Annotated in this window: 11 protein-coding genes; 5 read left to right on the top strand and 6 right to left on the bottom strand. The window is 65.7% G+C overall.

Annotated features, from left to right (window positions below; genetic code table 11):
• Position 1: 1 nt before the first annotated feature.
• The 3 genes from GGR45_RS17150 (at position 2) to GGR45_RS17140 (ending at position 2,986) form a co-directional block, all read left to right on the top strand.
• Positions 2-1,432 carry a pyruvate dehydrogenase complex E1 component subunit beta gene (locus tag GGR45_RS17150; RefSeq protein ID WP_175311040.1) on the top strand — a complete coding sequence of 477 codons (1,431 nt, stop codon included), beginning with the start codon at positions 2-4 and terminating at the stop codon, positions 1,430-1,432.
• Between the two features lie 88 nt (positions 1,433-1,520).
• A complete protein-coding gene (locus GGR45_RS17145; protein ID WP_175311039.1) occupies positions 1,521-2,213 on the top strand; it encodes a squalene/phytoene synthase family protein in 693 nt (230 codons plus the stop codon).
• A 281-nt stretch (positions 2,214-2,494) separates the two neighbouring features.
• Complete coding sequence (locus GGR45_RS17140) at positions 2,495-2,986, top strand: EF-hand domain-containing protein (RefSeq protein ID WP_175311038.1); 492 nt, start codon at positions 2,495-2,497, stop codon at positions 2,984-2,986.
• Here the strand turns inward: GGR45_RS17140 and trmFO are convergent.
• The gene (gene trmFO, locus GGR45_RS17135; protein WP_175311037.1) at positions 2,895-4,289 is read right to left on the bottom strand and encodes a methylenetetrahydrofolate--tRNA-(uracil(54)-C(5))-methyltransferase (FADH(2)-oxidizing) TrmFO; all 1,395 of its coding nucleotides are present in this window, start codon (positions 4,287-4,289) and stop codon (positions 2,895-2,897) included. The two genes, GGR45_RS17140 and trmFO, sit on opposite strands and share 92 nt — an antisense overlap.
• 74 nt (positions 4,290-4,363) lie before the next feature.
• Here trmFO and GGR45_RS17130 point away from each other — a divergent pair, with 74 nt between their 5' ends.
• Entirely contained in the window at positions 4,364-4,798 is a 435-nt protein-coding gene (locus GGR45_RS17130; protein WP_175311036.1) for a DUF488 domain-containing protein, read from the top strand.
• Positions 4,799-4,802: 4 nt separating this feature from the next.
• On the opposite strand, the gene GGR45_RS17125 is transcribed toward GGR45_RS17130, so the two are convergent.
• From GGR45_RS17125 to GGR45_RS17105, 5 genes are all read right to left on the bottom strand, one after another.
• Complete coding sequence (locus tag GGR45_RS17125) at positions 4,803-6,035, bottom strand: methyl-accepting chemotaxis protein (RefSeq protein WP_217497904.1); 1,233 nt, start codon at positions 6,033-6,035, stop codon at positions 4,803-4,805.
• 139 nt (positions 6,036-6,174) lie between these two features.
• Positions 6,175-6,531 carry a DUF952 domain-containing protein gene (locus GGR45_RS17120; protein ID WP_175311035.1) on the bottom strand — a complete coding sequence of 119 codons (357 nt, stop codon included), beginning with the start codon at positions 6,529-6,531 and terminating at the stop codon, positions 6,175-6,177.
• Positions 6,528-9,278 carry a DNA gyrase subunit A gene (gene gyrA / locus GGR45_RS17115; protein ID WP_175311034.1) on the bottom strand — a complete coding sequence of 917 codons (2,751 nt, stop codon included), beginning with the start codon at positions 9,276-9,278 and terminating at the stop codon, positions 6,528-6,530. Before gyrA ends, GGR45_RS17120 begins: the two co-directional genes overlap by 4 nt.
• A gap of 377 nt (positions 9,279-9,655) precedes the next feature.
• The gene (locus tag GGR45_RS17110; RefSeq protein ID WP_246358291.1) at positions 9,656-10,354 is read right to left on the bottom strand and encodes an SDR family NAD(P)-dependent oxidoreductase; all 699 of its coding nucleotides are present in this window, start codon (positions 10,352-10,354) and stop codon (positions 9,656-9,658) included.
• Positions 10,351-11,091, bottom strand: a complete 741-nt coding sequence (locus GGR45_RS17105; protein WP_175311032.1) for a YaaA family protein — start codon at positions 11,089-11,091, stop codon at positions 10,351-10,353. The genes GGR45_RS17110 and GGR45_RS17105 overlap by 4 nt, the downstream gene beginning before the upstream one ends.
• 168 nt (positions 11,092-11,259) lie before the next feature.
• Between GGR45_RS17105 and GGR45_RS17100 the strand changes: the two genes are divergently transcribed.
• On the top strand, positions 11,260-12,546 hold the full coding sequence (locus tag GGR45_RS17100; RefSeq protein WP_175311031.1) for a hypothetical protein: 1,287 nt from the start codon (positions 11,260-11,262) through the stop codon (positions 12,544-12,546).
• The last annotated feature ends 128 nt before the right edge of the window (positions 12,547-12,674 follow it).

Raw genomic sequence — 12,674 nt, 5'->3', positions numbered from 1 at the left:
GATGGCGATCGAGATCAAGATGCCGGCCCTGTCCCCGACGATGGAGGAGGGCACGCTCGCCAAGTGGCTGGTGAAGGAAGGCGATACGGTCAAGTCCGGCGACATCATGGCCGAGATCGAGACCGACAAGGCGACGATGGAATTCGAGGCCGTCGATGAGGGCGTGATCGCCAAGATCATGATCGCCGAGGGGACCGACAATGTGAAGGTCGGCACCGCCATCGCGCTGCTGGCCGAAGAGGGCGAGGACGTGTCGACCGCCGCCGCTTCGGGTTCGCGTTCGGGCGATGCGGCCAATGCCGCGCCGAAGAACGAGGCGACCGATCACAACGCCCCGCCGATGCCGGAAGGCGCCGCTGCCGCCGAGCAGGAAAGCGGCACGCAGAAACTGGTCGCCGCCGCCGAGCAGGAAGCGCCCGCCTCGCCGGAAATCCCGGAAGGCACCGAGATGGTGAAGCTCACCGTCCGCGAAGCGCTGCGCGACGCGATGGCCGAGGAAATGCGCGCCGACGACCGCGTCTTCGTGATGGGCGAGGAAGTCGCCCAGTATCAGGGCGCCTACAAGGTGACGCAGGGCCTGCTGGACGAGTTCGGCGACCGCCGCGTGATCGACACCCCGATCACCGAATATGGCTTTGCCGGTGTCGGCACGGGTGCCGCGATGGGCGGCCTGCGCCCGGTCATCGAGTTCATGACGTTCAACTTCGCCATGCAGGCGATCGATCACATCATCAACTCGGCCGCCAAGACCAACTATATGTCCGGCGGCCAGATGCGCTGCCCGATCGTGTTCCGTGGTCCCAACGGTGCCGCCAGCCGCGTCGGTGCGCAGCACTCGCAGAACTATGGTCCATGGTACGCCAGCGTTCCCGGCCTGATCGTGATCGCGCCCTATGACGCGGCCGATGCCAAGGGCCTGTTGAAGGCGGCGATCCGGTCGGAAGACCCGGTCGTGTTCCTCGAAAACGAGCTGATGTACGGTCGTTCGTTCGACGTGCCCAAGATGGATGATTTCGTCCTGCCGATCGGCAAGGCGCGAATCATGCGCGAGGGCAAGGACGTCACGCTCGTCTCCTACTCGATCGGGGTCGGCGTCGCGCTGGAAGCCGCCGAGAAGCTGGCCGCCGAGGGCATCGACGCGGAGGTCATCGATCTGCGCACGCTGCGTCCGCTCGACACCAAGACGGTGCTCAAGTCGCTCGCCAAGACCAACCGCCTGGTCGTGGTCGAGGAAGGCTGGCCCACCTGCTCGATCGCGTCGGAAATCACCGCCGTCGTGATGGAAGAAGGGTTTGACGACCTCGACGCGCCGGTGCTGCGCGTGACCAACGAGGACGTGCCGCTGCCTTATGCCGCCAACCTTGAAAAGCTGGCGCTGGTCGACGCGAACAAGGTCGTCGCGACCGTCAAGAAGGTGACCTATCGCGGCTAAGCCGTGGGTTTCTTCGCGAATTGAAGGGGGTCTTCCGGGAAACCGGGAGGCCCTTTTTCGTGGGGGCGACCTGTGCGAAGGGCAGGGGATGACCGAAGCCTCCGCTGCCGCCACGCCCCCGCCCGCCATCGAAGCGGTGATGCGCGAACAGGCGCTGGCGGTGGGCTATGCGCCCGCGTCGGCGCGTGATGGGTTCGCGGCGCTGCTCGACCTGGATCACCAACTCGCCTCGATCCTGCAAAGTACCACGGAGCCGATGGTCGGCCAGATGCGGCTGACCTGGTGGTATGAGGCGCTGGAAAAGCTCGACCGCGAGCCAGCGCCGGCACATCCCGTGTTGCAGCGCCTGGCGGCCTCGGTCCTGCCCGGCGGCGTGCGGGGGGCGGACCTAGCGCCGATGATCGAGGGGTGGGAGGCGCTTCTCGATGATGGCGAACCGCTGGATGACGAACGCACCACACGTCACGCGGACGCGCGCGGGGGCGTGTTGTTCGCGAGTATCGGGCGATTGTTGGGGCAGTCGGGGATGGCGTCTTTAGGAGCCGCATGGGCCAAGGCTGACCTGGCGCAGCATGTCTCCGACGAGGCGACCCGCTCGCGAAGCGGGGCGGTGGCTGTCTCGGAACTGGACCAAGCATTGGCTCCGAAGTCCCCGAAGCCGGTGCGGGGTTTGAGCGGGCTGGCTGTGCTGGCCCGCGAAAGCCTGCGCCACCCGGATCGCCTGCCCGGTCATCCAATGCGTGCCACGCGTTTGGCCTGGCACGGTTTCACGGGACGCTGACTCCTACAGTCTCAAGACGGAGCCCACCCCGGCGAAGGCCGGGGTCCAGTTGCACTATATTGTCGATGGTGCCCGACTTTGCCTACCTCGCCCCGCTGTACCGCACCACAAGCAGCATAGAAACTGGACCCGGCCTTCGCCGGGGTGGAGCGAATGAGGGATGGGTCAGTCGATATCTAACCCCGTTCAGCCGGAGCGAAGGCAAAGGCCAAGGGAAAACCTTGCCGCCCATGCCTAACCCCGGTTAACCATAGCCCGTCGAACGGGGGGAGACGGGACCGATGTGGCGCTATCTGGCCGGTGGGTTGGGCACGCTCGTGCTGGTAGGGGCGGGGCTGTTCCTCTGGGGCAGCCGCCCGGACACACCGTCTTCGCTCCCCGCCGCAAGCGCCGCGGCGGCGGCCTCGCCCCAAGCCACGGAGGATGACGCTCCGCTTCCCGAAGCCTCCGCCCGCACGCGCGAGCAGAAGCGCTTCGACCGCTATGACAAGGACCGCGACGGCACGATCACCCGCGAGGAATATCTCGCCGCGCGGCGCAAGGCCTATGCCAAGCTGGACCGCGACGGTGACGGCAAGCTGTCGTTCGACGAATGGGCGATCAAGGCCACGACCAAGTTCGCCACCGCCGACCATGACAAATCGGGCACGATGAACGCGGCCGAGTTCGCCACCACCGCCGTCAAGCGTCGACCGGCTGTTCGGCGGGACTGTCCTCCGGCACGAACGGCACCGGCTGAGGCACTGGAGGCGGCCCCGGCGGAAGAGAGTTGAGCCAGCCGGGCAGCGCCTCGCGCGCGCGGTCGGTGTACATCTTCTTGCGGTCTGCCTTCTTGGTCCGTCCAGGAATGGGCGGGAAAAGGCCGAAATTGACGTTCATCGGCTGATAGGTCTCGGCCTCCGCCAGCCCGGTGATGTGACCGAGCAGCGCGCCCAAGGCCGTCTCGACTGGAGGCGGAGCAATAGTCTTGCCGGTCAGCTCGGCGGCGGCGAAACGCCCGGCGAGCAGGCCGATCGCGGCGCTCTCGATATAGCCTTCGCACCCCGTGATCTGCCCGGCAAAGCGCAGGTTCGGCCGCGATTTCAGCCGCAGCGTCGCATCAAGCAAATCTGGCGAGCGGATGAAGGTGTTGCGGTGCAACCCGCCCAGCCGTGCGAACTCGGCCTTTTCCAGCCCCGGAATGGTGCGGAAGATTCGGATCTGCTCGGCATATTTCAGCTTGGTCTGAAAGCCGACGATATTCCATAGCGTCCCCGCCGCATTGTCCTGCCGCAGCTGGACGACGGCATAGGGCCAGCGCCCGGTGCGCGGATCGTCGAGGCCGACGCCTTTCATCGGCCCGAAGCGCAGCGTCTCGACCCCGCGCTCGGCCATCACCTCGACCGGCATGCAGCCGTCGAAATAGGGAGTGTTCTTCTCCCACTCGCGGAACTCGGTCTTCTCGCCGTCCAGCAATGCCTGATGGAAGGCCAGATACTGGTCCTTGTCCATCGGGCAGTTGATATAATCCTTGCCCGTGCCCTTGTTCCAGCGGCTCTGGAACCAGGCGACGTCCATGTCGATCGACTCGCGGTGGACGATGGGCGCGATGGCGTCGAAAAAGGCCAGCGCCTCCGCGCCGGTCGCCTCGCCGATACCGCCCGCCAGCGACGGCGCGGTCAGCGGGCCGGTGGCGATGATCGCAGGCCCTTCCGGCAGCGCGTCGATTCGCTCGCGGACGATGGTGATGTTGGGATGCGCCTCCAACGCCGCCGTCACCCCGCCCGAAAAGCCATCGCGATCCACCGCCAGTGCCGAACCGGCAGGGACGGCATGGGTGTCGCCCTTGGCCATGATGATCGAGCCGAGCGCGCGCATTTCCTGATGCAGCAGTCCGACCGCGTTGGAGGTCGCGTCGTCCGAGCGGAAGGAATTGGAACAGACCAGCTCCGCCAGGTCGCCGCCATGATGGGCAGGCGTGGTATCCGCGCCGCCGCGCATCTCCGACAGGCGCACTTGCAGCCCTGCCTCGGCGAGTTGCCACGCGGCCTCCGAGCCCGCCAGCCCGCCGCCGATCACATGAATGTCATAGGTCATCGACCGGCCTTAAACCCGGACGGCCCCGGTTGGAAGGACTTGGCGTGCCGGATGCGGCACCCCACCTCGGTAAGATGACCACCATCTTCACCATCGGTTATGAGGGCGCAACCGTCGACGCTTTCCTGGCAACCCTGAAACAGGCCCGGGTAGAACGGCTGATCGATGTCCGCGCGCTGCCCTTGTCCCGGCGGCCCGGCTTTTCCAAATCGCCGCTGGCCGCTGCCTTGCGCGAGGTCGGGATCGACTATGTCCATCTCAAGGATTTGGGCACGCCCAAGCGGGGGCGGGACGCGGCGAAGAAGGGGGACGTCGGCACGCTGCGCGATGTCTATGACGACCAGCTCGCCCTGCCCGAGGCGCAGGCGGCGGCGGCGCGGATGCTGGATCTGGCGGGCGAGAAGCCCAGCGTGCTGCTCTGCTATGAGCGTGATCCCTGCCATTGCCACAGGACCCTGTTGCTGGAGGCCGTCGGGCAGGGGGTGGCGGTCGTCGACCTCTACGTCTGATCCATCAGACGACGGTCGCGACAAAGGCATCGGTGCGATCGCGAAGCATTCCGATGCTCTTTTCCAACGCCTCGGCCAGGGTCAGCAGCGATCCGGCATCCTGATCGATCCGGTTCGCGTCCTGTTGCAGCTGATGGACCTGCTGGCCGACCCGGTGGGCGGAGGCGACCGACTGATCGACGCTGGCCGCGATCCCGGTCGTTGCGAAACCCTGCGCCGCGACGGCCTCATCGATCGACTGCGAGATGGTGCCGATGGTGTCGACGGCGCGGTTGAGCTGGGCCTGTTCGGCGACCAGCGCGTGAAGATTGGCCTTTACCTCGTCGACATTGCGGGCGGCGTCCCGCGCGGCCTCGCGGGTCTGTCCGGCCAAGGCCTTTACCTCATGCGCGACGACCGCGAAGCCGCGCCCGGCCTCGCCCGCCCGTGCCGCCTCGATCGCGGCGTTGAGCGCGAGCAGGTTGGTCCGTGCCGCAACGGTTTCGATGAGTGACAGAAGCGTGTCGATCGTGGTCGCGCTGGCCGCCAAGGCGTCCGCCCGCTGGTCAGTTGCCGCGATCCGGTGCCGGACAACCTCCCGGATGGTGCGGGCCTGGTCCATGTCGCGGGTAATGGCGGCAAAGGCACTGGCCAAGCCATGGCCGCGTGCGGCGATATCGCTGAGCGCAGCGCCGGTATCCGCCATCGCCTCTGTCATGCGATCCGCGCCGCCCTGGGTCTCCCCCGCATAGCGCGCGAGGTCGCTTGCCATCCCGCCCATATTGGCGGTGGCGCGCAGGAGATTTTCCGACAGCGCCGCAATATCCGCGGTGAAGGACCGCGCTGCTTCGTCTATCCGTCGCGCCCGGACCATCCGCTCCTGCGCCAGCGCCATCTGCGCATCGGCGGCCAGCCGGGCGATTTTGGCGGCGTCGAGCAGGCCGACAAATATGCCCTTGCGAGTCAGGATCAGGGCATCGGGCGCCCCCCAATCGGCATGGAGCGCCAGCTTGTCGGCGAGTGGTGCCGTTTCCTCGCAACAGGGATGCGGGCGGACATAGGCGGTCAGGCTCGCCCCGAAATCGGGGTTGTGAAGGAGCGCATGGCCGAAGGGATTATACAGCAGTCCCTTCACGTCGCGTTCGGTGATCGCCCCGACGGGTCGCCTTTCGTCATCCAGCACCGGCAGCAGCCGCATGTCGGAATATTGCCGAAACAAGCCAATGGCATCGATCAGCGACGCATCTTTCCCGATCACGGGGCTTTCAGCCCTTGCGGGACAGGAGGAGAAAGCGGGCGGCTTCATTGCCGCCCATTCTACGAAGAGAGCGTAAACGCGGTGTTAGAATTTGGTGACGTTTCGATGACGGAACGGGTCTGGCCAAGGGCCGCCCATATTACCCCGTCACCGGCAAGCGGACCATCCCGTCGTCCTCGCGCCTCATCGGGCTATAGGCGACGACCGCCGATAGCGGCAGATTGGCATAGAGATGCGGGAACAACTGGCCGCCCCGGCTTTCCTCCCACTTCACCGCTTCCCCCATCGCCTCCAGATCGACCGCCGCGATGTGCAGGTCGCTCTGGCCGGCGAAGTGCTTGTCGACCGTTTCGGTCAGCTGCCCGGCGGTGGACAGGTGGATATAGCCATCGGCCTTGTCCACCGGGGCGCCCGTGAAGACGCCCTCCTGTTCCAGCGCCGCCATCTGATCGGCGGTCAGTACCTTATAGGCAGTGGTGGGATAGGGGTGGGTCATTCACCATCCTCCGGCCCTGCGGCCAGATTTTCACCGACGATCGCATCCGGCTCGGGGGCGATTTCGGGCGTGCCCTCGGCCAGGTTCATCTCGGCATCCTCCTCGGTCTCCTCGATGCGCGCGGCCGAGACGACATGCTCGCCCGCCGCCACGTTGAAGAGCCGCAGACCCGCCGAGCCGCGCCCGATGACGCGCAAGGACGCCAACGACATGCGGATCAGCTTGGCCTGGTCGGTGACGAGCATCAACTGATGCCCCTTGGACGCCGGGAAGCTGGCGACGACATCGCCATTGCGTGCGATATTGTCGATATTGGTGATGCCCTGACCACCGCGACCCGTGCGACGATATTCATAGGCGGAGGACAGCTTGCCATAGCCATTGGCGCAGACGGTCAGGATGAACTGCTCGTTCTCGCGCATATGCTCGAACATCTCGATGTCGAGCGTCGGCTCGCCTTCCTTCTCGCCCTTCCACGGAGCGAAGCGGAGATAGGCCTCGCGCTGTTCTTGGTCGGCACCCGAGCGATGCAGGACGGATAGCGAGATGACCTCGTCACCATCCTTCAAGGTCATGCCACGCACGCCGGTGGAGGTGCGGCTCTGGAATTCGCGCACATCGTCGGCAGCAAAGCGGATCGCCCGGCCGCAGCGGGTGGCGAGCAGCACGTCGTCCTCGGCGCCGAGCAGCGCGACGCCGATAAGCCGGTCCTCGCTCTCGTCGTCGAAGCGCATCGCGATCTTGCCGTTCGAGGGCACGTTGGTGAACGCATCCATCGAGTTGCGGCGGACCGCCCCCTTGGCGGTGGCGAACATGACGTGGAGCTTGCCCCACTCCGCCTCGTCCTCGGGCAACGGCAACACGGTGGAGATGACCTCGCCCGGCGCCAGCGGCAACAGATTGACCATCGGCCGCCCGCGCGTGGCAGGCCCGCCCTCGGGCAGGCGCCACACCTTGTAGCGATAGACCTTCCCATGGTTGGAGAAGAACAGGACCGGCGTGTGCGTGCTGGTCACGAACAGTTCGGTGACGACGTCCTCGTCCTTGGTCGCCATGCCAGAGCGACCCTTGCCGCCCCGGTTCTGCGCGCGGAAGGCATCGAGCGGGGTGCGCTTGATATAGCCCTGCATGGTCACGGTGACGACCATGTCCTCGCGCTCGATCAGGTCCTCGTCGTCGATGCCATCGGCAGCGGCGGCAATTTCCGAGCGGCGCGGGGTCGCGAACTGGTCGCGGATCGCTACCAACTCACCACGCATGACCTCGTACAGCTTCACGCGATTGGCGAGGATTTCGAGCAGCTCGGTGATCGAGTCCGCCAAACCCTTCAGCTCGTCGCCGATCTCGTCACGGCCCAGCGCCGTCAGGCGGTGCAGGCGCAGGTCGAGGATCGCGCGAACCTGTGTCTCCGACAGGCGATAGGTGTCGCCGAAACCTTCGCTCTCGACCGCTTCGACCAGGCGGATATACCCGGCGATCTCGGCGATCGGCCATTCGCGGGCGAGCAGCGCTTCGCGCGCGGCGACCGGCGAGGCCGATCCGCGGATGATCCGCACCACCTCGTCCAGGTTGGTCACGGCGATGACGAGGCCCAGCAAGATGTGCGCCCGCTCGCGCGCCTTGGCCAGCTCGAACTTCGAGCGGCGGGTGATGACCTGCTCGCGGAACTGAACGAAGGCCTGGATGATGTCGCGCAGGTTGAGCAGCTCGGGGCGGCCGCCGCGAATGGCGAGCATGTTGGCCGGGAAGCTGGTCTGCGCCGGCGTGTGCCGCCACAGCTGGTTGAGCACGACTTCGGGCGTGGCATCACGCTTCAGGTCGATGACGATGCGAACGCCTTCGCGGTTCGATTCGTCGCGAATGTCGCTGATCCCCTCGATCCGCTTTTCCTTGGCGGCCTCGGCGATCTTCTCGACCAGCGCGTTCTTGCCCTGCTGGAAGGGGATTTCGGTCAGGACGATGGCCCGGCGGTCGCCGCGCATCTCCTCGATCTCGTGGCGAGACCGCACGATGATCGAACCGCGCCCGGTCTGATAGGCCGAGCGCGCACCAGACCGGCCCAGAATCAGCGCGCCCGTCGGGAAGTCGGGGGCGGGGACGATCTCGTTCAGTTCCTCGACCGTGATCGCGCCGTTTTCCATATACGCCAGGCAGGCATTGACCACCTCGCCCAGATTGTGCGGCGGGATGTTGGTCGCCATGCCGACCGCGATACCACCCGCGCCATTGACCAGCAGGTTCGGATATTGGGCGGGCAGGACCGAGGGTTCGCGTTCCGAGCCGTCATAATTGGGCTGGAAGTCGACCGTGTCCTTGTCGAGATCGTCGAGCAGCGAATTGGCGACCTTCGCCAGACGCGCCTCGGTGTAACGCATCGCGGCGGGCGGATCGGGGTCCATCGAGCCGAAATTGCCCTGGCCGTCGATCAGCGGCACGCGCATCGACCAGTCCTGCGCCATGCGGGCCAGCGCGTCATAGATCGCGCTGTCGCCGTGCGGATGGTATTTACCCATCACGTCACCGACGATGCGCGCCGACTTGCGGTACGGCTTGCCCGCGACGAAGCCGCTTTCGGCGGCCGAATAGAGGATACGGCGATGGACGGGCTTCAGGCCGTCGCGCACATCGGGCAGCGCACGCGCCACGATCACACTCATCGCATAGTCGAGATAGCTCGACTTCATCTCGTCGACGATGGAGATCGTCGAAATATCGGAAGGTTCCGCGAGGGTCGTCTCGTCGGCCAAAGTCAGTTGCTTTCCGGCTTGATGGTCAGATGGGAACCAGAGGTACTAGCGGAGCATGAGCCGCCTGACCACCCCCGCGCGACCCATTCGCGGGCGGCCGTTCGGGAGAAACGGCGGGCGCGAAACGGGGCGGCGGGGATGGGCCCGGCGAATGTGCTCCCCCCCTCGGCAGCATGATCGCGGGACTTTGCAGGTGCTGGCCACCGATGGGAGTTAACAGCGGCCAGCCCCGCGCTTATGCGAGGCCGGCGATTTCGGCTGCATGTCGCAAATGTTACCATCTTGTCATAATCATGATAGGCCAACGGTTTAAGGCCGGCCCGATGGCGAGGGGCCAGTTCCTCCGTGGCGATTCCTGCCGCTCCCTTCGGCTGGAATCAGGGCTGGACCTCCTTGCCCTCCCAGTCGAATAGCTTGCCGCTGTCGGGCGCCTTTAGCCCGTCGATCACATCGAGCAGTTGAACCGCCGCGCGATCGGGCGTGAACAGCCCGCCAGGACGGACATTGCCCTGGAACGGCTTGGACAGCGCGGTGTCGACCGTGCCCGGATGCAGCGCGACGATGATCGAGCGGTCGTTGCGTCGCTTATGTTCTATCGCGAGCGTGCGGACGAACTGGTTGAGCGCTGCCTTCGACGCGCGATAGCCGTACCAGCCGCCCATCCGGTTATCGGAAATCGACCCGACCCGCGCGGAGAGCACCGCGAACAGCGTCTTGCCAGTGCGCGGCATCAGCGGCAACAGATGCTTGGCGACAAGCGCCGGGCCGATTGCGTTGACCGCGAAATTGCGTGCCAGCCATTCGGGCGAAAGCTGATCGATAGCCTTTTCCGGCCCCCGCTCACCATCATGGAGCAGGCCGGTGGCGACGATCACCAGATCGGGGGCGGGGCCTTTGGCGATCCGCTCGGCGGCGGCGGAGATGCTGGCCTCATCCTCCATATCGATATGGCCATCGCCCGGCATCGAACGCGCGAAGCGCGCGACGTTCACGTCCTCTTCCTCCAACGCATCGGCGATCGCTTTGCCGATCCCGCCCGAAGCACCGATGACGATCGCCCGCTTCCATGTGCTCATCGCACGAATCTCCATAGGTTCGGCGTGCTTGCCTCGGCGTCGAACGCATAACCATCGCTATCGAAGCCGCGCATCGCATCGGTGTCGGTGACGTGATGCTCGATCATCCAGCGCGCCATCGCTCCGCGCGCCTTTTTGGCGTGGAAGCTGACGAAGCGGTCGCCCTCACGGAAATCGACCGCGATGATCCGGATGGCGGCGGGCAGCTTGCCGTCGACGGCATGCCAATATTCCTGGCTGGCGAGGTTCAGGATGGTGCCCGATCCCTCCGCCTCGACCTCCTCGATCAGCCGTTCGGCGATGCGGACGGCCCACCAGTCGGTCAACTTGCCGCCGCCCGGTGCCCAGCGCGTACCCATCTCCAGACGATAGGGGCGCATCGCATCAAGCGGGCGGAGCAGGCCGTACAGCCCCGATAGCATCCGCAGATGGTCTTGCGCGAACCGCACGGCGGGTATGTCGAGCGACTTGGCCTCCAGCCCGGTATAGACGTCGCCCGCAAAGGCGAACATTGCCGGGCGTTCCGGCGCGGTCGCGAAATCGCGGAAGCGTTCGGCATTCAGCTCGGCGAGCGCGGGCGAAATGCGCATCAGCGAGGCGAGCTTTTCTTCGCCGAGCCCGGACGCGGCCTTGGCCAGCGCCTCCGCTTCTTGCGCAAAATGCGGCGTGGTGGGTGCGAGGTCGGGCAGGGGGCTCTGATAGTCGAGCGTCTTGGCGGGGGAGATGACGGCGATCATGATGGCGCGCGCTAGCGCCGGGAGCGTTCCCGTTCAATCCGCGTTCAGCGGTGAATGGATAGGGGACATCCATTCCATCGCTTTGCTTGAACGGGACGCGTGCTGTCCCTATCAAGCCTGCCATCGACGATCCCGGACCGACCGGCTGTATTCTTGGAGAGAATTCGCATGAAAATCATACCGAAGCTCGCGCTGGCGGCCGCGCTCGCGACGGGCATGGGCAGCGTCGTGCTGACCGCGCCGGCGTCTGCGCAGAAGAAGAAGGAAGAAGCGGGCGGCCTGAAGCTGAGCCCCGAGGCGCTGAAGGCCGCACAGGCCGCGCAGCCCGTCCTGCAGCAGAAGAATTATGCCGCAGCCGAGCCGCTGATCGCCGCGGTCGAGGCCGCGGCCAAGACCGAAGACGACAAGTATATCGCTGCCGCGATGCGCTACGAGCTCGAATCGGGCAAGCTGTTCGCGGCCCAGCAGGCCAATCCGAACGCCCCGATCGACGAGGCGGTGCTTGCCAAGCCGCTCGACGCGCTCATTAACAGCCCGTCGACCCCCGCCGCCGACAAGCCGCGTTATGTCTATCGCCGCGGCGCGCTGGCCTTCAACGGCAAGCAGTATCCGATCGCGCTGCAATATTTCCAGCAGGCCAAGCAGCTCGGCTATAACGACCCCAACCTGCCAATGCTGATCGTCAAGGCGAAGTTCGAGACGGGCGACGTGGCGGGGGGCAATGCCGAGCTGGCGTCGGTGATCGACCAGATGAACGCCTCGGGCCAGAAGGCGCCGGAGGATTATTACAAGTTCGCCATCGGCCGCGCCAACAAGGCGAAGCAGGTCCCCGAAACGCTGAGCTGGATGCGCAAGTGGATCGCGGCCTATCCGACCCCGCAGAACTGGCGCAACGCACTGGTCATCTACGGCCTCCAGCCGGGCTCACTGGCGACGCTGGACAAGAACCAGAAGCTCGACCTGTTCCGCCTGATGCGCGTCTCCAAGTCGCTGGCCGACCAGAATGACTATATGGAATATGCTCAGTACGCGACCGACAAGGGGCTGCCTGCTGAGGCGGCGTCGGTGCTGAAGGAAGGCATGGCGAATGGGAAGATTCCGGCCGGCAATGCGACGGCCAAGGCGATGCTGACCGCCGCCGAAGCCAAGAACCGCCAGGAAGGCTCGCTCGCCCCGACCGAGGCGCGCGCCAAGTCGGCGGGCGACGGCAAGCTCGCCGCACTGACCGCCGAAGCCTATTATGGCCAGGGCAATTATACCAAGGCCGCCGAACTCTATCGTCTGGCGCTTCAGAAGGGCGGCGTTGACGCCAATGAGGTGAACACCCGCCTCGGCATCGCGCTGGCCGCCGGTGGTGACAAGGCGGGCGCCAAGGCCGCCTTCGACGCTGTCAAGGGTGCACCCCGCGCCGATCTGGCGAGCTTCTGGACGGCGTGGCTGGGTAACCAGGCATAAGGATTGAAAGGCCCGGACTGGAACACAGCCTGGGCCTTTCCTCCGCTGGACGGATAGCGCGGAACGTCCGCTACCCACCAATAAAAAGGGCCGGTCCTCCGCTTGGGAGAACCGGCCCTTTTTTCAAC

Origin of the sequence: Sphingomonas zeae (genome assembly GCF_014197135.1) — a bacterium.
GTDB lineage: Bacteria > Pseudomonadota > Alphaproteobacteria > Sphingomonadales > Sphingomonadaceae > Sphingomonas > Sphingomonas zeae.
The sequence above is the reverse complement of the archived record's forward strand: the minus strand, read 5'-3'. Positions and strand labels throughout refer to the sequence as shown.

Coding starts and splice junctions, on each gene's coding strand:
- GGR45_RS17145 (WP_175311039.1), top strand. CDS start 1,521: ATGACCGAAGCCTCCGCTGCCGCCACGCCCCCGCCCGCCATCGAAGCG.
- trmFO (WP_175311037.1), bottom strand. CDS start 4,289: ATGACCTATGACATTCATGTGATCGGCGGCGGGCTGGCGGGCTCGGAG.
- GGR45_RS17140 (WP_175311038.1), top strand. CDS start 2,495: ATGTGGCGCTATCTGGCCGGTGGGTTGGGCACGCTCGTGCTGGTAGGG.
- GGR45_RS17100 (WP_175311031.1), top strand. CDS start 11,260: ATGAAAATCATACCGAAGCTCGCGCTGGCGGCCGCGCTCGCGACGGGC.
- GGR45_RS17150 (WP_175311040.1), top strand. CDS start 2: ATGGCGATCGAGATCAAGATGCCGGCCCTGTCCCCGACGATGGAGGAG.
- GGR45_RS17130 (WP_175311036.1), top strand. CDS start 4,364: ATGACCACCATCTTCACCATCGGTTATGAGGGCGCAACCGTCGACGCT.
- GGR45_RS17105 (WP_175311032.1), bottom strand. CDS start 11,091: ATGATCGCCGTCATCTCCCCCGCCAAGACGCTCGACTATCAGAGCCCC.
- GGR45_RS17120 (WP_175311035.1), bottom strand. CDS start 6,531: ATGACCCACCCCTATCCCACCACTGCCTATAAGGTACTGACCGCCGAT.
- GGR45_RS17110 (WP_246358291.1), bottom strand. CDS start 10,354: ATGAGCACATGGAAGCGGGCGATCGTCATCGGTGCTTCGGGCGGGATC.